The following is a 20,003-nucleotide window of genomic DNA, read 5'->3' as shown; positions in this document are numbered from 1 at the left end:
CGTTAAAATCTTTCAGAAAAAGCAAAGATTGCGTTTTATTTCCTATTTTTTTAACTGTAAGAAGTGATTTACACCCTATGAAGCCAAATGATGTTGTTTCAGAACTGCCAAAGACCCCGACACCGAATACTCAAACCACTGTCGACGCCGCGCAGCAAGAACAACAGGCAGGCTTGGATTTTGTACGTCAAGTGATTACAGATGACTTAAATCAAGGTCGTACTCAAAAAGTTGTGACTCGTTTTCCACCTGAGCCAAATGGTTATCTACATATTGGTCATGTCAAAGCGATTTGTCTCAACTTTGGTATTGCTGAAGAATTCGACGGTTTATGTAATTTACGTTTTGATGATACAAACCCAGATGCCGAAGAACAAGAATATGTTGATGGTATTGCCAATGATGTGAAGTGGTTAGGTTTTAACTGGAATGGTGAACCTCGTTATGCATCAAGTTATTTCGATCAACTTTACACGTGGGCTGTTCAATTAATTGAACAGGGGGATGCCTATGTGGACTTGCAAACGCCTGAAGAAATTAAGTTGAATCGTGGTAGTTTCATTGAGCTAGGTAAAAATTCGCCATATCGTGATGCTACAGTTGAGGAAAACTTAGCGCGTTTCGAACAAATGCGTAATGGTGAAATCCAAGAAGGTGGTGCTGTTTTACGTGCCAAAATTGATATGGCAAGCCCGAATGTACATATGCGTGACCCGATTCTTTATCGCGTACTACATTCAGAGCATCATCAAACGGGTGATAAGTGGAAAATGTATCCAATGTATGACTATGCTCATCCATTGTCAGATGCAATTGAAGGGATTACCCATTCACTCTGTACTTTAGAGTTCCAAGATCACCGTCCATTCTATGATTGGGTTGTGGAGAAAGTTCATTCTCCTGCTGTACCGCGTCAATATGAGTCATCACGTTTAAATATAGATTATACGATTACCTCTAAACGTAAATTGCGTAAATTGGTTGAGGGTAACCATGTACAGGGTTGGGATGATCCGCGTATGCCAACTGTAGTGGGAATGCGTCGCCGTGGTTTTACCCCAGAAGGTTTACGAGATTTCTGTAAGCGTGTGGGTGTATCGAAAACAGATGGTATTGTTGATGTTGCAATGCTTGAGTTCTGTATTCGTCAGTCTTTGGAAAATGCCGCAGCGCGTGGAATGGCTGTACTGAATCCATTAAAAGTCACATTGACTAATTTACCTGAAGAATTAGATTTAACTCATTCACGTCATCCAAATGTTGATATGGGTGAACGCGTTATTCCGTTAACACGTGAAATCTATATTGATCGTAAGGATTTTGAAGAGGTTGCACCAAAAGGCTTTAAACGTTTGATTCCAGAAGGCGAAGTGCGTTTACGCCATGCTTATGTGATCAAGTGTGATGAAGTAATCAAAGATGCCAATGGTGAAGTAATTGAGCTTAAATGTTCAATTGATCCTGAAACGTTAGGCAAAAACCCTGAAGGTCGTAAAGTCAAAGGGGTCATTCATTGGGTCTCTGCAACGAAAGGTATACCTGCTGAAATTCGTATTTACGATCGTTTGTTTACTGAAGCAGCACCAGATGCGACTGATGATTTCTTGGCAAATCTAAATCCTGAATCATTGACCGTGGTACAGGCTGTGATTGAACCTGCGTTAGCACAAGCGAAGCCAGAAGATCGTTTCCAGTTTGAGCGTGAAGGTTATTTTGTTGCAGATCAACATGATCATCAAGTTGAAAAACCTGTGTTTAACCGTATTCTTGATCTTAAAGATAGTTTTAAGGCTGAGAAGAAGTAAGTCTCAATCAGGGATTTATATTCGTTCTAAATATTTATAAATTTTATAATAGTATTCATCTAAAAACCCAGCTTTAGAAGTTGGGTTTTTTAGATGAATCATTTATGGATTGATGTGATAAAAATAAATTACCATTGAAATAAGTAGAAGAACAGATATGAATAAATAGGTAAGGTATTAATAGAGTGAAAACTCTTTATCAGCTTAAGCATATTCTATAGTCCAGCTAAAATAAGATGAATGCCCATATTCTATTGTCTTATCCAAAAATAGCTTGATTGTAATCTCGTCTGTTATTGGTCTTAATGTGTGATCATGTAAGAAAAGTTTGAAAAGTGTAATATTTTTAGTGCATTTTTTGCTTAAAATTACTCAATTGATATACTTGTCGGTTGTGACAAGCATATGCAATTTGAGTGATTATATGGGTTTAATTATTTAGTTTATCTAAAAATGTTTGGACAATTGTTCGGCATTGCTTTTCTAATTGTGCTGCATAATTTAAATTATCTTGTCGTAACTGAGGAATTGATAAGCCTGCATGCCGTATTTCACAAGTATGCCCAATGAGCCATTTCTCAAAACTGTGTTGGTTTATCTCAAGATGAAATTGTAAAGCTAAGATGTTATTCCCGATAGAAAATGCCTGATTGGGATAAATTGCTGAGCTTGCAAGTAATGTCGCATGGGGTGGTAAATCAAATGTATCGCCGTGCCAATGCAGAACTTCAGTGTTTTCAAGTGCAGATAAGGGATTATGCTCAATGGCTTTGATTTCCAACTGACTCCAACCAATTTCTTTTTGGTGTCCTGCGTAGACTTTTGCCCCTAATGCGTGCGCAATCAGTTGCGCACCTAGACAAATCCCTATGGTTGGCTTGTTTGCAGCTAAGCGTTGTTTAATCCCTTCAATTTCCTCAACTAAGAAAGGGTAGTCTTCCGTTTCATAAACACCAATAGGCCCACCGAGAATAATTGTCAGCCCATCATAATTTAATGCAGGGCTGAGATCATCTACACCCGCCTCGAAATAACGAACACGAAAACCCTGTTGATAAAAAATATCTTCCAAAGAACCTAAATCTTCAAAAGCAAGGTGTTGAATCGCATAAACTGTTTTAGGTAATGAAATTGAAGTATCCATAATCTCTGTAATCACTATAAGTAGAGCTTAGTTAAGGCATCTTTTGTTCGAGCCAAGAAAATAAATCTTGATAGACTTTTTCACGAACAGGCGGTGCAGAAAGAACAAGGTCATGTAAGCCATTTTTTACAGCTAAGGTTTGTACATCACCTTTCATTTTCTTGGCATTGTGCGTCATATCTTTGACATCTAAGATCACATCACTTTGTTGTGCATCAATTCCCCATTTTTTTGGGTATTTGGACTGGTGTGAATGCATAATCAGAGTAGGAATATTTAACTTGATTCCTTTATGAATTTCTTTTTGTGCTTTGTGGATCGCACGTACAAAACATAAATGAACAAAAGGGAGTGATTTGGGCTTCCAATTTAAGTTGAAATCCCATTCACCATAGAAATCTTTATGTAGGCTTGGCGTATACCATGGATTTAATCCACTTGGGAATTTTGCATTTGGTAAACGTTTGCCAACCCTACCGAGCAAAGGGATTCCCATTTTTTTTTCGACGACACTTTTATAAAAATCATAAAAAGGACTGTTGGTCCATAGTGCTTTAATCAGGCGATGATCTGGGTAATGTGCGGCGTAGAGCGTTGTAATTAAGCCGCCCGTTGAGTGTCCAGCAAGTAAAACTTGATTGTGATTTTCTTGACCAATAATTTCGAGTGCTTTACTGATTTCAGCATCATATTCACGTAGGTCTAGAACATAATAAAATTTTTGATGAGGGAGTTTAGAGCGTCCGTATTTTCTGAGATCAAGTGCATAAAAATCATAACCATGCTGGTTAAATTGTTCTGCCATTTCTGTTTGGAAAAAGTAGTCAGAAAAACCATGAATATAGAGAACAGCTTTCTTTGTTGCCTGTGCTGCTTTTTTACGCACTAAAGTTGCAACGACTTTGCCATCATAATCATCAGCAAAATCTAAAATGAGTTGCTGATAATTTTCTCCTAATATATCTGTTTGATATTTATATAAATTCGAAGTGTTCATTTTTATATCTAATCTGAATTAACTCAGAAACACATTAAATGAAAAAGTTCGGATGTCAATGTAAAAATGAGATACAAACAGTTCTTTGGAACAGTTTGAGTTTTTACTTTTAGAAAAAAATCGTTAAGCTATGGGCTGTTGTTTTTGACTGAAGAAATTATGAAACAAGAGACTGCACTGAAGTTACTTAAAGCTGGGGAAAATGTTTTTTTAACAGGTTCCGCAGGTGCAGGAAAAACCTATACGCTTAACCAATATATTCATTATCTTAAAGCGCGAAAAGTACCTGTTGCGATTACTGCTTCTACAGGTATCGCTGCTACACATATGAATGGTATGACCATCCACACATGGGCAGGAATTGGGATCAAGGATCGTTTGAGTGATGATGATCTTAAACGAATGAAAGAGCGCAAATATTTAAAAGAGCATTTAGAAAATGCCCAAGTGTTAATTATTGATGAAATTTCAATGTTGCATGCCAAACAACTCAATTTGGTTAATCAAGTGCTTAAATACTTTAAAGAAAGTGATGAGGCTTTTGGTGGGATTCAAGTCATTGTTGCGGGTGATTTTTTCCAGTTACCACCTGTGGGTAAAAAAGATGAAAGCAATCGGGATAAATTTTGCTTTATGTCTGAGGCATGGGTTGAGGCTAAATTTCGTGTTTGCTATTTAACGGAACAGCATCGTCAGGACGATGAAATTTTAAATCAGATTTTAAATGCGATTCGGGCGCAGAGCATTCAACAGCATCATATTTCTGCATTACAACAATCACGTCAGCATGATATTGGTGAGACCTTTACTCGTTTATATACGCATAATATGGATGTCGATAATATCAACTATCAGCATCTCAATGAAATTGATAATGAAAGCCACCAATTCAATGCGGTTGTTGATGGCAACGACAAATTAATTGAAACCTTAAAATCTTCAGTACGTGCACCTGAGGAGTTGGCACTTAAAAAACATGCCAAAGTAATGTTTGTCAAAAATAACTTTGATATGGGTTATATCAATGGCAGTTTAGGTGAGGTCATTGGTTTTGAGGAAGATGATAAGCAAGGTATTCTGCCAAAGGTCAAATTGACGGATGGAACGACTTTATTGGTTGAACCAGAAACGTGGTCAATTGAAAATGAAGCGGGTAAAGCGATTGCAAGTTTTCAGCAAATTCCTTTGCGTTTGGCTTGGGCGATTACCATTCATAAAAGTCAGGGTATGACGTTGGAAGCCGCAGAAATTAATTTAAGCAATACTTTTGAAAAAGGTCAGGGCTATGTGGCTTTATCTCGATTGAAGTCGCTAACAGGACTAAAACTACTTGGCTTTAATGAGCAAGCACTTGAGCTTGATAGTTTAGCCATTAAAGCAGATCGCCGTTTTCAGGAATTATCGACTGAAGCAGAAGTTAACTTTGAAAATGTGGATTTAACCACGCAACATAATGCTTTTATTCGCCATTGTGGTGGCACACTCAATCCAACCGAAATCAATCGGAATGAAAAGAAATTATCCAAAAGTGGAAAGCAAAATTATGCGGCAGCGACTTTAGATGAAACGCGTGCTTTATTTGAAGATGGTTATGAAATAGAAGATATTGCACATGAACGTGGTTTAACACCTGCGACTATTATTAATCATTTGGCACGTCTACATAAAGAACAAGGATTGGATATTTCCGTTGCCAATCCTGGTGATGACGTGGTTGAAGAAGTCCGCAAAATTTATAAACGTTTGCATAAACGTAAAAATCCAGAACATTTTACCGATGATGGCTCAATCAAATTGCGTCCAATCGTTGAAGCAACCAGCCCACGTATGGCTTATGATCAAGTTCGGTTAGCTTTGTTGTTTGTTGAATAGGGCGAATCAAATGCCTCATGTGATTGTTCACTATTCAGCAAATTTAACAGCGTTAGATCCGCTAGAATTGCTCAAAGACCTAAATACAGCGTTGATTAAAACTGAGCTGTTTAGCGTAAATGATATTAAGTCTCGTGTTTTTAAAGATGAAGTTTTCTTAGTGGGTTTAGGTCAGGTACAAGAAGCTTATATTCATCTCAAACTTTATTTATTGGATGGAAGAGCCGACGCACAAAAGCAAGGACTGGTTGAGGGATTGCTCCGTAAACTGGAGCAACAAACATATTTCAAATCAGTTCCTCAATTTCCAATACAGCTTTGTGTTGAGATAATTGACATACCAAAACAAAATTATTTTAAGGCGATGATTCAAAATGATCATTAGAGAATGATCATTTAATTCCTCAATGCACCGATTGTTTTGACCAATTTCGGGTATTTAATTTGAAGTTCTGCTCCATGAAGAAGCTGCCTGTCCATAGAAAAGTGAGCACTATCATAGTGATTGTCTGGATATAAGTCATAAACAGCATCACGAATAGGAGTTTCACTTTCATCATTATTATTCAAAAGGTAGGCTTCATCAGCACAATAGAGTAGTTCCTCTGCCCAACAATTACTAATATCGAAACTATATTTCCCATTAATAAAACTTTGTATATCACTTCTAATATCATCAAAAAATGTTTTACCTTTAAGAATTAGCCAACATCGGAAATAAATAAAACCATCATCAGATAGGTATGAGTCGAAATTATAAATATCATGATCTTTAGTGAAATCACATTCAAGAATCATGGATAACTCAGCAATTTCAGCCTTATAAAGTTGAGAGAGCTTCTTTTGTAATGTTTTTTCAAAGATGATGAGTTGTTCTTTTTTTAGTTTGGACAGGTATAGGGTTAAATTTTTTAAATGTGTATCTATATCATATTCATTCCAAGGTAGATCTTTTTGGGTATTTGAAATGTCGATTGCAAGCCAAAATAGAAGATCATCAGGATTAGAATTAGGCTTATATTCAAATAAAGACATTATTTTTCTCGTTATATTTAAAGTTCTACAATTTCAATATCTACATATTGCTGAATCAAATTGTCATCGAGCATGTGTATGTAGTCTAAAAATGCCACATTAAAGCTTCCAACTGTTTGTGCATGTTCATAAGCCAATTTGCCTGCAATCGCAAAATGAATGTGTGAAGCAAGCGCTGCAATCGTTGAATTGGTAACAGCATGATAAGCCGCAGTTAAAGCACCTAGGGCACATCCTGTTGCGGTGATTCTAGGCTGTAAATGACAACCACCATTCACCTTAATGACCATATCTAACTGTTTTGAAATGATGTAATCAGATTCGCCTGAAATAGCAATACATTCAGAGTGTTGTAATAAACTTTTTGCTTGAACATAAACATCATGGCTATTTAGAGTGCTATCGACGCCTTTGGATTGAATTTGACTACCTGCCAGCGTACTGATTTCAGAAGCGTTACCACGAATAATACTAGGTTGAAACTTTAGCAGTTGATCTACAGTTTCACTGCGCCATTTTAAAACCATGCCATAACCTACAGGATCAAGTACCCAAGGAACTTGGTACTGTTGTGCCGTTTTGGTTGAAATCAGCATCGCTTGAGTTTGTTCTGTTGTTGGCGTTCCAATATTGATGCTTAAAGCAGCACTAATTCGGGTGAAATCCTCGGCTTCAAAAGGATTATCAATCATGGCTGGCGATGCACCTGCCGCAAGTAAGATATTCGCGACGTAATTGTTGGCGACACTATTGGTGATACATTGCACCAAAGGGGTTTGTTGTTGAAGAGCTTGCCAAGCGTCTATCACTTGATCAATCAGTTGTTGTTTTTGTGACATGACATCAGCCCTTTAAAAGTGATTAAAAATAATAGTTTAATGTGTAAAATAGTGATCTTGATGTTTACATTGACGACAAATCAATGACACATAATCTTTCGCGTCATAGTCCACGATTAAATCATTTGAACCACAATACATACAGCGTTTCACTGAATAAAAATTTAAACGAGGTTCTATTTTTCGCCAAGATTTCCACACGGGCTGAATAAAAATATTTTCGTCATAACCTAAAAATTTAAATAATAATACTTCACTCATTTTACTAAATGGAATGGTGTAGGGACGTGGTAAGGTCGTGGTTTCCCAGCGTTCTGCTAAAGCACGTTCACGATACTGTTCCAAGGTTTTTTTGAGTAAATTCGTGTTGATAAATTTATCATTTTTGGGTTGTAATGCTTTCTGCTTATATAAATATTCCAAGGCAGTTTGGATCAAATAGAAAATTTGCCCCACAGCTAGAGGTTCCATCAGACGATAGCAAAAGGCTTGAAATGAGCGATTGCCAGCGATTTGAATGCCCCAAGTTCGGCAGTAAAACTGCATGAATTGTACGATTTCTTGATACAGTACTAAATACAACGCATCTTTGACTTCATCTGTTGTTTTGAAGGGAATGCCTGAACTTAGATTTTCGTAGAACCAATGGCGTAATTGTTGAGTCACACTAAACAGGCTTGGGTCAGCATAACCATCGAGTCGAATATTGAGATAAAAATGCTCTGTTTCTACATTTGAATCCTGTGGTTTTAATATTCCAAGTTTAAGAAGTTCCTGAACCAATTGATTTTGAAATAGATAATTGGGTGTAAAGTCATGATATTTAATATTCTTCCAATGAATCAATTCATCATGTTGAACATCTTCACAGGCATAACGATCTAACAAACTGAGTAAGAATAATTTATGCATGAAACTCAATTGATTCAGGCTATAAATTACTTCATCTTTGATTTTGTATTTACGCTGTTCTTGTAAGATAGTTTGTTGAGTTTGTTTTTTACGCTGCGCGGTACATTGGGCACAATGACAATTTAGTCTGCTATCACTTTTAAAGACACGATGTTGGCAATGGCTGCACTCATGGAACTGCAATTCTTGAGCGTATTGTTCCGCTTCAATCCAGTACATTGATGCTTGACATAAAGGGCAATGGCTACTTTCATCTAACTGTTTTTGTAGAATCTGTAAATCCATTGATGTTAAACCTGTGACCTTTAAAAAATAGAATTATACATTGCTCATGGTTGGAGTGATGCAAAGTTTATCTAAATAGAAAAAGTAATTTTTTTAGGATGTTTAATTCACTGAGTTTTATATAAAAATGCATTGATTGGCTGATCTATTTTTTAAAGTATGGTAAATTTTTGTCCCTATTAAAAGATGTTATTAAGTTAGTTTTGTAGAAGTAGAAAGGGATAAGGATGAATAATCAAATATTGGTAAAATTTACCATCGGTTTAATTGCTTGTTTTACAAGTATTCTCTCATATGCAGGCTCACTTGAAGGGTATTGGCGCAGTATTGATGATCGAACTGGTGAGCAGCTGACCATCATTGAAATCAAGAAAGCACCAGATAATACCTATAGAGGAAAGATTGTTTATATCTACCCAAATGCACATGGTGTTGTTGTTACACATTGCGTAAATTGCCCACCGCCTTACACAGGAAAACCGCGGTTAGGTCTGGAAGTATTGACGGGTTTAGTTGAAGATCCTAAGCGACCAAATAGTTTTATTAATGGGCTCATCGTCGAGAGTAAAACAGGAAAAGTATATAAAGGAAAGGCACGACTAAATACAGATGGTAAGCATTTGAATATGCGTGGCTACGTTGGAATTTCAGCTTTAGGTCGTACCACCGTTTGGATACGCACGGATAGTGCGAAACCATAGGCATTTATTTATATATATGTGAATTGCTTAAAATTTAATTTGATTTTAAGCAATTAAATATCCATTAGTTTTATTGACTGTCTCAGAACATTAGAATAAAAATGTATATTAGATGGATCTATTTTGCACTTAGGGAGAGCATATTATGCAAAAACATTCACTCATGAAAGGAATCGTGGGAATTTCATTTGCCCTATTCGCAACGGCTAATTTTGCAGCAACTCCTGAAGGGTTTTGGAAAAGTATCGACGATAGAACAGGAGAGCAACTTTCAATCGTAGAGATCAAAAAGAAACCTGATAATACTTATACTGGCACAATCGTATATCGTTACCCTGTTCCAGGTGGTAGTAATGTATTAACCAATTGTGTGAAGTGCCCTGAGCCTTATAAGAACAAACCAATATTAGGATTACAAATTGCGTCTGGCTTAAAAGAAGATCCTAAAAACCCAAATCACTATATTGACGGTAGAATACTAGAGCCGAAAACAGGCAATATTTATAAAGGTAAAGCCCAGTTAAGTGCGGATGGAAAACGTTTGCGTATGCGTGGATACATGGGTATTTCGGCTTTAGGTCGTACTCAGGTATGGATCAGAACAGACAGTGCGAATCCTTAAGCTATTTGATAAATGAAAAGTACTTTTGATTCAATGTCAGGTTCTTGATCTGAATTTATCTCAATGATTTGGCATTGAGTCAGAAATATCGTCTTTTATTTTATCGCAATGTCTGAGTCTAGGTGGGTTATTCATTCTTATTCGCATGATGAGGGACTTTATGTATACATATTCTTTAAAAAAATGCTTCCTTGGCATCGCATTGGTTTTCACAAGTATTAGCAGTTATGCAACATCCATAGAAGGTTATTGGAAAAGCATTGATGATCGAACTGGTGAGCAACTTTCGATTGTCGAGATAAGAAAAGGCACTGATGGTTATTATCACGGTAAGATCGTTTATCGTTATTCCAATTCACATGGTATAAAACTAGAAAATTGTATTAAATGTCCTGCGCCATATACCAATCATCCTATTCTTGGTTTAGAAATATTATCAAGTCTTAAAGATGATCCTGAAAATCCGAATGCTTATATTGACGGCAGAATAATGGAACCTACAAGTGGTAGAGTTTATAAAGGCAAAGCGCTGGTAACGAGTGATGGAAAACGTTTACGTATGCGTGGTTATATGGGAATTTCAGCATTAGGTCGAACAGTGGTCTGGTTGAGAACAGATCGTGCAAGCCCTTAAAATAAAACTGTGATATATCAGGTCAAAGAATTTGTTTTTATTTATTTTAAAATAATGTTATTCATTACATGAATTATACCAGTTGGATCAGTTGTTTTTTAAGCAAAAGGACTAATTGGTAGCGTGAAACTTATCTGAAAATATGGTAAGTTTCAATAATTAAACCTATAAATATGAATGGGTTGGCTTTTAAAAAGACGGGGTTAGTATGCTAAATCAAATGTTTCTGAAAGGAATCATGGGAGTTTCTATTGCTTTTTTAAGCATGACTGCTTTTTCAGCTTCGATCGAAGGTTATTGGAAAAGTATTGAAGAACGTACAGGTGAGCAACTTTCGATTGTTGAAATCCGTAAAGGATCAGATGGTCGCTTTCATGGGAAAATTGTTTATCGTTATCCTAATGCTCGTGGTTTTTCACTTGCGAACTGTACCAAGTGCCCAGCTCCAAATACCAATAAGCCAATTCTTGGCTTAGAAATTTTATCAGGTTTTAGAGAAGATCCAGATAAGCCAGATTCATATATTGATGGTCGAGTATTAGAAGCAACAAGTGGTAAAGTCTATAAAGGTAAAGCAGTTGTAACAGGTGAAGGCAAACGTTTACGTATGCGGGGTTATATGGGAGTATCAGCTCTGGGCCGTACAGTCGTTTGGTTGAGAACGGATAACGCAACACCATAATTGTTGCTTGAATAAAAAAACCTCAACTCTGGTCGGACTTGAGGTTTTTTCATTTGTGAAGTTACTAATTAAACAGGGCATGGTAAGTTTTCATCTTCCTGACCAATTTTCTTTGCTGTGATGAGTGCTTGTACTTTTTTACTTGGTATTTTTTCTTTTCCTAGTGCATCGTAAGTATTGATAATATTGGTAACTTCTAACGTTGTTAGTTTAATTCCTTCTGCAGTCAAGAAAACAGAAATCACATGATGATCTACGCCTGCTTTTGCAAGATCATGGATGGCTTTAATATTTTCTAGACGATAAAGATGTGTTTTTAATTCCATAGTCATAACCCTCGGTTGTTGTATTTTATTTACCTAGATTGGCATATATGATTAAGCAATAACCGTGCACAAAATATAAAAATGGGAATAAAAATATAAGCGAATGAAAAAAATGACTTAATTTTGTAGTTTTATTGAACAAATGAACATGATTCGATTATTTCGTCTAAAGAATAGCCTGATCTAATGCTTTGATTTGAAAACTGTATAAATAGCCCCAATAAAATTCTTAAAACGAGTGCGTGGGTCTAAAGACAGGTTTTCTAAGTTGGCGTATGATCAGCAGACCCTATTAGAAGTCTTGTCAACAAGACCTACACGCAAATGAAAGATAAGGAATACTGATGAATATTGCAGCGCAACCTCCTGTACAAGCAGACCAAACCATTTATTTAAAAGACTATCAAAAACCATCCTTTCTAGTTGAGTCAATTCATTTAGATATCCAAGTTTATGATGATCATACGCTTGTTGATTCAACCATGGTCATGAAGCGTCAAGCGACAGGAGCATTGGTATTTTTAGGTCGTGATCTTGAACTCAAGTCGATTCAACTGAATGGGCAAGTCCTGAGTGCAGCGCAATATCAGTTAGATAGTGAACAATTGGTGATCACTGATGCACCAGATGAGGTCATTGTTCAAACTCAGGTGATTATCCATCCTGAATCCAATACGCAACTTGAAGGTTTATATAAAGCTGGTGATTTATTCGTTACCCAAAATGAACCTGAAGGCTTTCGTAAAATCACTTTTTATCCAGACCGTCCAGATGTTTTATCTGTATTTACAACAAGGGTTGAGGCAGATAAGAAATATCCAGTTTTACTTGCCAACGGCAATTTATTGGAAACGGGTGAAGTCGGTGAAGATCGTCATTTTGCAATTTGGCAAGATCCGACTAAAAAGCCAAGTTATTTATTTGCCTGTGTCATTGGTGATTTAGCTGTTTTGACAGACCGTTATACCACCTCTGAGGGGCGTGACGTTGCCTTAGAAATTTATGCAATTGAGAAAGATATTCCGAAATGTCACATTGCAATGGAAGCTTTAAAGCACTCTATGCGTTGGGATGAGGAGCATTATGGTCGTCCTTATGATCTCGACAATTATATGATTGTCGCAGTGAGTCAGTTCAATATGGGCGCAATGGAGAATAAAGGCTTAAATATTTTCAATACCTCTTGTGTACTGGCTGATGAAGAATTTACCACCGATGCTGCGATTATGCGGGTACAGTCGGTGATTGCACACGAATATTTCCATAACTGGACAGGCAATCGTATTACCTGTCGTGACTGGTTCCAACTCTGTTTAAAAGAAGGTCTGACAGTGTTCCGTGATCAGTCTTTCTCAGAAGATTTACAGTCTGCTGCTGTACAACGGATTGATGATGTGGCGGTATTGAAATCGCATCAATTCCCTGAAGATGCAGGTCCATTGTCACATCCACCACGTCCAGACCATTTTGTTGAAATTAATAACTTTTATACGGCAACTGTTTATGAGAAAGGTGCGGAAATTAACCGCATGATGGCGACTTTATTGGGTAAAGAAAAATACCGTAAAGGCACAGATGAATACTTCCTACGTCATGATGGGCAAGCAGTCACAGTTGAGGACTGGGTTGCTGCATTGAGTGCTGGTTCAGGTGTTGACCTATCTAACTTCCTTACATGGTATAACCAACCAGGTACGCCAAAGTTAGAAGCGAAAGGTGAATATGATGCTGCTGCACAGATTTATCGTTTAAGCTTCAAACAAAGCTTGAAAGCCCATCCAAAATATCCAAACCTCAAAGCAGTGCCAATTCCTGTGGCTTTAGCCTTATTTAATGCCAAAACTGGTGAGCAATATACCTTGCACAGCGCTGATCTGTTTGTGAATGAGGTTAAAGATGGTGTGTATTTATTTGATCAAGACCAAGCGAGTATTGAGTTTACAGGCGTGACGGAGCAACCTGTTGCATCGTTATTGCGTAATTTCTCTGCACCTGTCAATTTGGTGTTTGATTATTCAAATGATGATCTTGCGTTCTTGATTCAGCATGAAACCAATGGTTTTAACCAGTGGCAAGCGACGCAGACTTTGTTGGAACGTATTCTTTTAGAAGATCACAAAGCAGATGCTTATATTCAGGCGATCAAAAATACCTTGCCTGAACTCGTTAATAAAGATCCATTATTGGCATCACGTTTATTTGATGTACCAAGTGAAAATTATTTGGGTAGTCGTATTGATCAAGAGTATGAACCTGAATTGATTCGTGAAAAACGTGAAGCAGTACTTGCTCGTTTAGCACGTGAATTAGGTTCATTTTGGAAAGAAACTTATTTGGCACTAGACCCAGACCTACAAAAAGAGTTTTCTCTGGCAATGGGGGTGCGTTCATTGAAGAATATCACTCTGAATATGTTGGCACGCCAAGGTGATGAGTCCGCATTTGATTTGGCTTATGTGCAATACCAACAAACGGGCAATATGTCTGAACGTCTGGGTGCATTACGTGTATTGGTTTGGAATGATGCACCGCAAGCACAAGCAGCTTTAGAAGATTTCTATAACCGTTTTAAAGATGAAGCTTTGTCATTAGATCAGTGGTTTAGTATTCAAGCATCAAATCCAAATGCGACAGCAGAAACGATCGAGTATCTGACTAAGCACGTCGATTATGATTTGGGAACGCCGAACCGTATTCGTGCCGTGAGTGGTGGTTTGGCAGCAAACCCAGTCAATACTTGGAGTTTTGGTGTCAGTCATTTCATTGAGCTTGCAGCTTATCTAGATGAGAAAAATCCAATTTTAGGGTCTCGTTTATTACAAGTACTTTCTCGTTGGTATACTTTAGCCGAACCACAGCGTGATCAGGTACAGCAAGCACTCAAAGCATTACAGCCTAAAGTAAAATCGAAGAATGTATCTGAAACATTGAACAGCTTATTAAGTATTTAATTCGGTTTTCAATCGCTTTTAGATAAGCATGAGAAAGGATGTCGTCAGGCATCCTTTTTTATTTGACAATTTGTATTGTCATAAATAGTATAAAAATGATTCTAATCAGACAGACGACAGAAATGGAAATAAAAACAATCACATTACCGACACGTCAAATAGAAGTGGAAGTTTATGCGCCTGCGCAAACTTCAGAGAAATTACCTGCAATCTTATTGCTGCATGAGTTATTTGGCATACTCGATGTGTATCGAGAAGATGCTCAAGACTTGGCAGATCGGGGCTATTTGGTTTACGTGCCTAATTTATTTAGTGGTGGTGCAGTCAAATATTGCATTCGTGCTATGGTGAGCAAGGCAGGACGTATCAATTCAGCGGACAGTGAAGTTAATCAAGAAATTCATGTATTACTCGATGCATTAAAGGCAGACCCAAGATCGAATGGTCGTTTAGGCATGTTAGGGCAGTGCTTAACGGGGGGCTATGTGATTCAGATGGCGAAGCGGGAAGATATGTTAGCACCTGTGGTTTATCATCATTCTCTGGGGATTCAAGGTGCGGGTGTTCCAAACAACGAATTTTTAGATGAGGTTCGTATACTACAAGGACATTGGGCTACTGTTGATCCATTTTGTCCTGCCACTAAGCGCAATAAGCTGATTCAACAATTGGGCGATCGTGTAGAAGCTTATACTTATAATATGCCGCACGGTTTTCGTAGTGTCAGTCGAGGACTGCCTGAGGCGAAAGTGGTTTGGCAACGAACTGTTGATTTTTTTGAACGTGAGTTAAAACAAAATATTGTATAAATGATATGCTGACAAGGCGATCATTTATAAGCATTTATATCTATAGAAATAGAAAAGTGAGGGGAAAATGTCACATAAATATGAATATGCAGGTTTTTGGATCCGTTTGGGTGCATCTATTATTGATAATATTATTATTATGGTTGCATTAGTGCCGATTGGAATGTTGATGGGCTGGAACTCTATGTATTCATCTGAGATGACATCAACCGCAGATTGGCTTTGGCAAATCTTAATCGCCGCTTTCTGTGTATTCTGTTGGGTAAAATTTGCTGGAACTCCAGGTAAACGTTTGTTGCGTTTGAAAGTCTTAGACGAAAGGACTGGAGAAAATGTCACAGTTGGTCAAGGGATTATTCGTTATATTGGTTATTTTCCAGCAGTATTGGTTTTGTTTATTGGCTTGATTTGGGTGGCTTTTGATCCTAAGAAACAAGGCTGGCATGACAAAATGGCAAAAACAGTGGTGGTCAGAGAGCTTTAATTCTCAATTATTTTAGATACGAAAATATAAAACTTTTAATAAAAAGCTCTCAAAATAGGACTTGTTAATCAAATAGCATGTCCTATAATGCCGTTGAGTTTATTCAACGGAGATCCTAAATGGGAAGTTGTTCAAGGTTTGGGTTTAATTATTTATTGAACCAAAGCGAATATTGAGCAAGAAAGCCTTTTAGGCCGGCTATCTTGCAATAAGATAGCTTTGATAAAAATTATATTTTAAATTCCGCTATAAAATTTTTACATATCAGCAAAAATTTATTGTATTGACTACACCCATTTAGTTTCTCACCTAAAGATGGGGAGAAGCCGATGTTTTTACATGCTTCCATTCAATGGTATTGCGCGATCAGTGTCTTATTACTCTGTGGGCTGTTTATGCTTGCTCAAAAGAGTAAAGCTGATCCATTATTAAATACAGATGATGCTTCAATTACGACCGCTTATAGTTGTCAATTAGAAAGTGCCTATTCATCAAATAATGGTGTTCGTTCGTATCAGCTTACGCCTGCTTGTAATGTTCATTCGAATTTGGAAATCTCTTTTGGTTACCATGCGATACATGATCTTGATCGTGTGCATGGTTTTTCTGCTCAGGCAAAAACAGTATTAAAGCCAATTCAGAACAACTGGAGTGCAGCAACCAGTTTGATGCTGACATGGGATGATCTGTCTGAACGGTATTCTACTTTGGATTGGTTTTTAAATGTACCTGTGAGTTTTAATTTTAGAGACCCACGTTGGGGGCTAAATACTAATTTAGGTTATCAGTATACCCACGACCATCGTGATTTAATACGCTGGGGGATTTCGACCCACTACGCTTTAACTGATCGTTTGGGTTTAAGTGTCGAAACTTTTAATCAAGATCGTCAAGCACCATTCATTCAAACTGCTATGCAATATAGTCTTATTCCAAATATTTTAACCTTAGAAGCCGCTTTGGGCGATCGCTTACATACTTTTCGACAGCGGTGGTTTGGATTTGGACTAAGTTTTACACCTTCATTGTAATAACACTGAACTTCGTTATCTCCTAAATTTTATATGTTTTTCAATCGACTTTATTCATAAAAATAAGGTCAAGGGTTTTGCACGCCTAAAAAAGGAGGATTTCACTATGAAACTCTGGCAACGACTCTTTACAGCTTTTCTAAAAAGATTTCATCTCATGCGTTTCTTTGGACGTAGTCAATCTTTTAAAGAATTACATCAATCTAGTTATGCAAAAGAAATCAGTAAAACATTGTCGACTCGGTTATTGGATGTTGCACAATTGGATTCTGTGCAGTTGTTACAACAATTAAATAGTTCAGAATCTGGTCTAACTGAGCAGCAGGCAAATACGCAACAAAAGTTAATCGGTCTCAATGAAGTTGCACATGAGAAACCTTTAACGTGGTGGCAACATCTTTGGTATTGCTATCGGAACCCATTTAATATTTTGCTCAGTATTTTAGCGCTGGTTGCTTTTTTTACCGATGATTTAACAGGTTCAAGCATCATTACAGTTATGGTGATGCTCTCGACATTACTGCGTTATTGGCAAGAGTCCAAATCAAATCAGGCAGCAGATGCTTTAAAAGCGATGGTCAGCAATACTGCAACTGTTTTACGTAATCAAGTGAGCTACGATGATTTAGCATCTATACAGCAACGTTATGGTATTGAAGTTAAATATCAAAAGAACACTCAATTTGAATTGCCAATTCAATATTTAGTATCAGGAGATGTCATTCTACTCTCAGCAGGAGATATGATTCCTGCGGATTGCCGAATTCTGACAGCAAAAGATTTATTTGTATCTCAGGCTGCTATGACGGGTGAATCAATGCCTGTAGAAAAATTTCCAGCACAGCAAGATACTGCAATGAATAATGCATTAGAGCTTGAAAATATTGTGTTCATGGGAACTAATGTCGTTTCTGGTTCAGCACGTGCTATGGTGGTGAGTACAGGCATACAGACTTATTTTGGTGCTTTAGCACATCGTGTCACTGCCACAGATCGTAGTACAACCTCTTTTCAAATGGGTGTAAATAAAGTCAGTTGGTTGTTGATTCGCTTTATGTTAGTGATGGCACCGATTGTCTTATTTATTAATGGATTTACCAAAGGGGATTGGAGCGAAGCATTTTTATTTGCGCTGTCTGTTGCGGTAGGATTGACCCCTGAAATGTTGCCAATGATCGTCACTTCGACTTTGGCAAAAGGTGCAGTCTTTTTATCTAAAAAGAAAGTTATTGTAAAACGTCTTGATGCTATTCAAAATTTTGGTGCAATGGATGTTTTATGTACGGATAAAACAGGTACATTAACGCAGGATAAGGTTTTTTTATCGCAATATGTCGATGTTCATGGTCAGAGCTCAGACTATGTATTAATGCAAGCATTTTTAAATAGTTATTATCAAACAGGATTAAAAAACCTACTGGATATTGCTGTACTAGATGCTGTGGATCAGGAGATTAAAACCCAAAAGTTACGCTTTAAAAAATTGGATGAAGTCCCATTTGATTTTGATCGTCGCCGTATGTCGGTTGTGGTCAAAACGCCTCAAAATAAAGTGCGCATGATTACTAAAGGCGCAGTTGAAGAAATGCTTAAAGTCTGCCGTTATGTAGAGATAAATGGAAAAATAGAGCCTTTGTCACAGCAACGGCAAGTTGCGATGGAAGCATTGATGCAACGCTACAATCGAGATGGTTTAAGAGTTGTTGCAGTTGCCTATCGTGAGTTTTCTAATACTCAGGAAAATTATTCTGTTGCTGATGAAAATGAGCTTATTTTGGTTGGTTATCTCACATTCCTTGACCCACCCAAAGAATCTGCAATCGCAGCAATACAAAGCTTATATGCACTTGGTGTAACTGTAAAAGTACTCACAGGTGATAATGAATTTGTCACTCAGAAAGTATGTCGTGAAATTGGGATTGATAGCCATCGAGTTTTGCTCGGTGGTGCTATCGAAACACTCACTGATGCACAACTTCAACAAGCGGTTGAGCATTACCATATTTTTGCAAAGTTAAGCCCTGTACATAAAGAAAGAATTGTGGAACAACTCAAAGCCAATGGTCATGTCGTCGGTTTCTTGGGGGATGGTATTAATGATGCTGCCGCGATTCGCGCTGCGGATATTGGTATTTCAGTTGATACAGCCGTTGATATTGCAAAGGAATCCGCAGATTTAATTTTGCTTGAAAAAAGTTTAATGGTACTTGAGAACGGGATTATTGAAGGACGTCGAACATTTGCCAATATGCTCAAATATATCAAAATGACGGCGAGTTCAAATTTTGGTAATGTTTTTTCGGTATTAATAGCAAGTGCTTTTATTCCATTTTTGCCAATGCTACCCATTCATTTGCTCATTCAAAACTTACTTTATGATATTTCACAAATTGCAATTCCATTTGACAATGTTGATGAAGAATTGATTGCCAAACCGCAACGTTGGCAGCCTGAAGAAGTGGGGCGGTTCATGGTAGTTTTTGGACCGATTAGCTCGATTTTCGACCTCCTTACTTTTGCATTAATGTGGTTTGTCTTTGCAGCAAATACACCTGAGCAGCAAAGCCTATTCCAATCTGGTTGGTTTGTTGTTGGATTGCTCACTCAGACGTTGATCGTACATATGATTCGTACTGCTAAAATCCCATTTATTCAAAGCCGTGCAGCGACACCCTTATTGGTAATGACAATCGTGATTATGTGTGTCGGTATTTTCTTACCAATGGGGCCATTAGCAAGTTATTTAAAATTAGAAGCTTTACCTTTGAGTTATTTCTTCTATTTACCATTCATTTTGATTGCTTATATGTGTGTTACACAATGGGTGAAGCAAATGTATATTCGCCGTTATGGTTGGCAATAATTAGAGGTGCC

The 20,003-nt window shown here is 37.4% G+C and carries 18 protein-coding genes; 12 read left to right on the top strand and 6 right to left on the bottom strand.

Translation table 11 applies throughout. From position 1 onward, the window contains the following. The first annotated feature begins 77 nt into the window (after positions 1–77). Complete coding sequence (locus MMP60_RS14760) at positions 78–1,805, top strand: glutamine--tRNA ligase/YqeY domain fusion protein (protein ID WP_241337101.1); 1,728 nt, start codon at positions 78–80, stop codon at positions 1,803–1,805. A gap of 430 nt (positions 1,806–2,235) precedes the next feature. Here the strand turns inward: MMP60_RS14760 and MMP60_RS14755 are convergent, their stop codons facing one another. Both MMP60_RS14755 and MMP60_RS14750 read right to left on the bottom strand, forming a co-directional pair. Continuing rightward, entirely contained in the window at positions 2,236–2,949 is a 714-nt protein-coding gene (locus MMP60_RS14755) for a glutamine amidotransferase (protein WP_241337100.1), read from the bottom strand. Between the two features lie 31 nt (positions 2,950–2,980). Next, positions 2,981–3,946: an alpha/beta hydrolase gene (locus tag MMP60_RS14750; RefSeq protein WP_241337099.1), complete on the bottom strand. Its 966-nt coding sequence runs from the start codon at positions 3,944–3,946 to the stop codon at positions 2,981–2,983. A gap of 159 nt (positions 3,947–4,105) precedes the next feature. On the opposite strand from MMP60_RS14750, the gene MMP60_RS14745 reads away from it, so the two are divergent. Both MMP60_RS14745 and MMP60_RS14740 read left to right on the top strand, forming a co-directional pair. Beyond that, positions 4,106–5,818, top strand: coding sequence for an AAA family ATPase (locus tag MMP60_RS14745; protein WP_241337098.1), 1,713 nt, complete (start codon positions 4,106–4,108; stop codon positions 5,816–5,818). Between the two features lie 10 nt (positions 5,819–5,828). Beyond that, the gene (locus tag MMP60_RS14740; RefSeq protein WP_241337097.1) at positions 5,829–6,203 is read left to right on the top strand and encodes a 5-carboxymethyl-2-hydroxymuconate Delta-isomerase; all 375 of its coding nucleotides are present in this window, start codon (positions 5,829–5,831) and stop codon (positions 6,201–6,203) included. An 11-nt stretch (positions 6,204–6,214) separates the two neighbouring features. Here MMP60_RS14740 and MMP60_RS14735 read toward each other — a convergent pair whose 3' ends face one another. The 3 genes from MMP60_RS14735 to MMP60_RS14725 are packed head-to-tail and all read right to left on the bottom strand — an operon-like array spanning position 6,215 to position 8,889. Further along, complete coding sequence (locus MMP60_RS14735) at positions 6,215–6,853, bottom strand: DUF4240 domain-containing protein (protein ID WP_241337096.1); 639 nt, start codon at positions 6,851–6,853, stop codon at positions 6,215–6,217. Positions 6,854–6,870: 17 nt separating this feature from the next. After that, positions 6,871–7,692: a hydroxyethylthiazole kinase gene (gene thiM, locus MMP60_RS14730; protein ID WP_241337095.1), complete on the bottom strand. Its 822-nt coding sequence runs from the start codon at positions 7,690–7,692 to the stop codon at positions 6,871–6,873. 36 nt (positions 7,693–7,728) lie between these two features. Continuing rightward, positions 7,729–8,889 (bottom strand): hypothetical protein, encoded by a 1,161-nt coding sequence (locus MMP60_RS14725; RefSeq protein ID WP_241337094.1) that lies wholly within the window; start codon positions 8,887–8,889, stop codon positions 7,729–7,731. Between the two features lie 227 nt (positions 8,890–9,116). On the opposite strand from MMP60_RS14725, the gene MMP60_RS14720 reads away from it, so the two are divergent. The 4 genes from MMP60_RS14720 (at position 9,117) to MMP60_RS14705 (ending at position 11,528) form a co-directional block, all read left to right on the top strand. After that, positions 9,117–9,590, top strand: a complete 474-nt coding sequence (locus MMP60_RS14720; RefSeq protein ID WP_241337093.1) for a DUF2147 domain-containing protein — start codon at positions 9,117–9,119, stop codon at positions 9,588–9,590. Positions 9,591–9,735: 145 nt separating this feature from the next. Continuing rightward, on the top strand, positions 9,736–10,212 hold the full coding sequence (locus MMP60_RS14715; protein WP_241337092.1) for a DUF2147 domain-containing protein: 477 nt from the start codon (positions 9,736–9,738) through the stop codon (positions 10,210–10,212). A 160-nt stretch (positions 10,213–10,372) separates the two neighbouring features. Further along, the gene (locus tag MMP60_RS14710; protein ID WP_241337091.1) at positions 10,373–10,846 is read left to right on the top strand and encodes a DUF2147 domain-containing protein; all 474 of its coding nucleotides are present in this window, start codon (positions 10,373–10,375) and stop codon (positions 10,844–10,846) included. 208 nt (positions 10,847–11,054) lie between these two features. After that, complete coding sequence (locus MMP60_RS14705; RefSeq protein WP_241337090.1) at positions 11,055–11,528, top strand: DUF2147 domain-containing protein; 474 nt, start codon at positions 11,055–11,057, stop codon at positions 11,526–11,528. Between the two features lie 68 nt (positions 11,529–11,596). On the opposite strand, the gene MMP60_RS14700 is transcribed toward MMP60_RS14705, so the two are convergent. After that, a complete protein-coding gene (locus MMP60_RS14700; protein ID WP_241337089.1) occupies positions 11,597–11,854 on the bottom strand; it encodes a hypothetical protein in 258 nt (85 codons plus the stop codon). 344 nt (positions 11,855–12,198) lie between these two features. On the opposite strand from MMP60_RS14700, the gene pepN reads away from it, so the two are divergent. From pepN to mgtA, 5 genes are all read left to right on the top strand, one after another. Beyond that, positions 12,199–14,805, top strand: a complete 2,607-nt coding sequence (gene pepN, locus MMP60_RS14695) for an aminopeptidase N (protein WP_241337088.1) — start codon at positions 12,199–12,201, stop codon at positions 14,803–14,805. A gap of 122 nt (positions 14,806–14,927) precedes the next feature. Then, entirely contained in the window at positions 14,928–15,614 is a 687-nt protein-coding gene (locus tag MMP60_RS14690) for a dienelactone hydrolase family protein (protein WP_241337087.1), read from the top strand. A 67-nt stretch (positions 15,615–15,681) separates the two neighbouring features. Further along, entirely contained in the window at positions 15,682–16,098 is a 417-nt protein-coding gene (locus MMP60_RS14685; protein ID WP_241337086.1) for an RDD family protein, read from the top strand. Between the two features lie 329 nt (positions 16,099–16,427). Further along, on the top strand, positions 16,428–17,129 hold the full coding sequence (locus MMP60_RS14680; RefSeq protein ID WP_241337085.1) for a hypothetical protein: 702 nt from the start codon (positions 16,428–16,430) through the stop codon (positions 17,127–17,129). A gap of 106 nt (positions 17,130–17,235) precedes the next feature. Then, on the top strand, positions 17,236–19,992 hold the full coding sequence (gene mgtA / locus MMP60_RS14675) for a magnesium-translocating P-type ATPase (RefSeq protein WP_241337084.1): 2,757 nt from the start codon (positions 17,236–17,238) through the stop codon (positions 19,990–19,992). Positions 19,993–20,003: the final 11 nt, after the last annotated feature.

The organism is Acinetobacter sp. ANC 4805, from assembly GCF_022549495.1.
In the GTDB taxonomy this organism is placed as follows: Bacteria; Pseudomonadota; Gammaproteobacteria; order Pseudomonadales; family Moraxellaceae; genus Acinetobacter.
The sequence above is the reverse complement of the archived record's forward strand: the minus strand, read 5'-3'. Positions and strand labels throughout refer to the sequence as shown.

Excerpts from the sequence above, each read along its gene's own strand:
- MMP60_RS14760 (WP_241337101.1), top strand. The coding sequence starts at position 78 with ATGAAGCCAAATGATGTTGTTTCAGAACTGCCAAAGACCCCGACACCG.
- MMP60_RS14755 (WP_241337100.1), bottom strand. The coding sequence starts at position 2,949 with ATGGATACTTCAATTTCATTACCTAAAACAGTTTATGCGATTCAACAC.
- MMP60_RS14750 (WP_241337099.1), bottom strand. The coding sequence starts at position 3,946 with ATGAACACTTCGAATTTATATAAATATCAAACAGATATATTAGGAGAA.
- MMP60_RS14745 (WP_241337098.1), top strand. The coding sequence starts at position 4,106 with ATGAAACAAGAGACTGCACTGAAGTTACTTAAAGCTGGGGAAAATGTT.
- MMP60_RS14740 (WP_241337097.1), top strand. The coding sequence starts at position 5,829 with ATGCCTCATGTGATTGTTCACTATTCAGCAAATTTAACAGCGTTAGAT.
- MMP60_RS14735 (WP_241337096.1), bottom strand. The coding sequence starts at position 6,853 with ATGTCTTTATTTGAATATAAGCCTAATTCTAATCCTGATGATCTTCTA.
- thiM (WP_241337095.1), bottom strand. The coding sequence starts at position 7,692 with ATGTCACAAAAACAACAACTGATTGATCAAGTGATAGACGCTTGGCAA.
- MMP60_RS14725 (WP_241337094.1), bottom strand. The coding sequence starts at position 8,889 with ATGGATTTACAGATTCTACAAAAACAGTTAGATGAAAGTAGCCATTGC.
- MMP60_RS14720 (WP_241337093.1), top strand. The coding sequence starts at position 9,117 with ATGAATAATCAAATATTGGTAAAATTTACCATCGGTTTAATTGCTTGT.
- MMP60_RS14715 (WP_241337092.1), top strand. The coding sequence starts at position 9,736 with ATGCAAAAACATTCACTCATGAAAGGAATCGTGGGAATTTCATTTGCC.
- MMP60_RS14710 (WP_241337091.1), top strand. The coding sequence starts at position 10,373 with ATGTATACATATTCTTTAAAAAAATGCTTCCTTGGCATCGCATTGGTT.
- MMP60_RS14705 (WP_241337090.1), top strand. The coding sequence starts at position 11,055 with ATGCTAAATCAAATGTTTCTGAAAGGAATCATGGGAGTTTCTATTGCT.
- MMP60_RS14700 (WP_241337089.1), bottom strand. The coding sequence starts at position 11,854 with ATGGAATTAAAAACACATCTTTATCGTCTAGAAAATATTAAAGCCATC.
- pepN (WP_241337088.1), top strand. The coding sequence starts at position 12,199 with ATGAATATTGCAGCGCAACCTCCTGTACAAGCAGACCAAACCATTTAT.
- MMP60_RS14690 (WP_241337087.1), top strand. The coding sequence starts at position 14,928 with ATGGAAATAAAAACAATCACATTACCGACACGTCAAATAGAAGTGGAA.
- MMP60_RS14685 (WP_241337086.1), top strand. The coding sequence starts at position 15,682 with ATGTCACATAAATATGAATATGCAGGTTTTTGGATCCGTTTGGGTGCA.
- MMP60_RS14680 (WP_241337085.1), top strand. The coding sequence starts at position 16,428 with ATGTTTTTACATGCTTCCATTCAATGGTATTGCGCGATCAGTGTCTTA.
- mgtA (WP_241337084.1), top strand. The coding sequence starts at position 17,236 with ATGAAACTCTGGCAACGACTCTTTACAGCTTTTCTAAAAAGATTTCAT.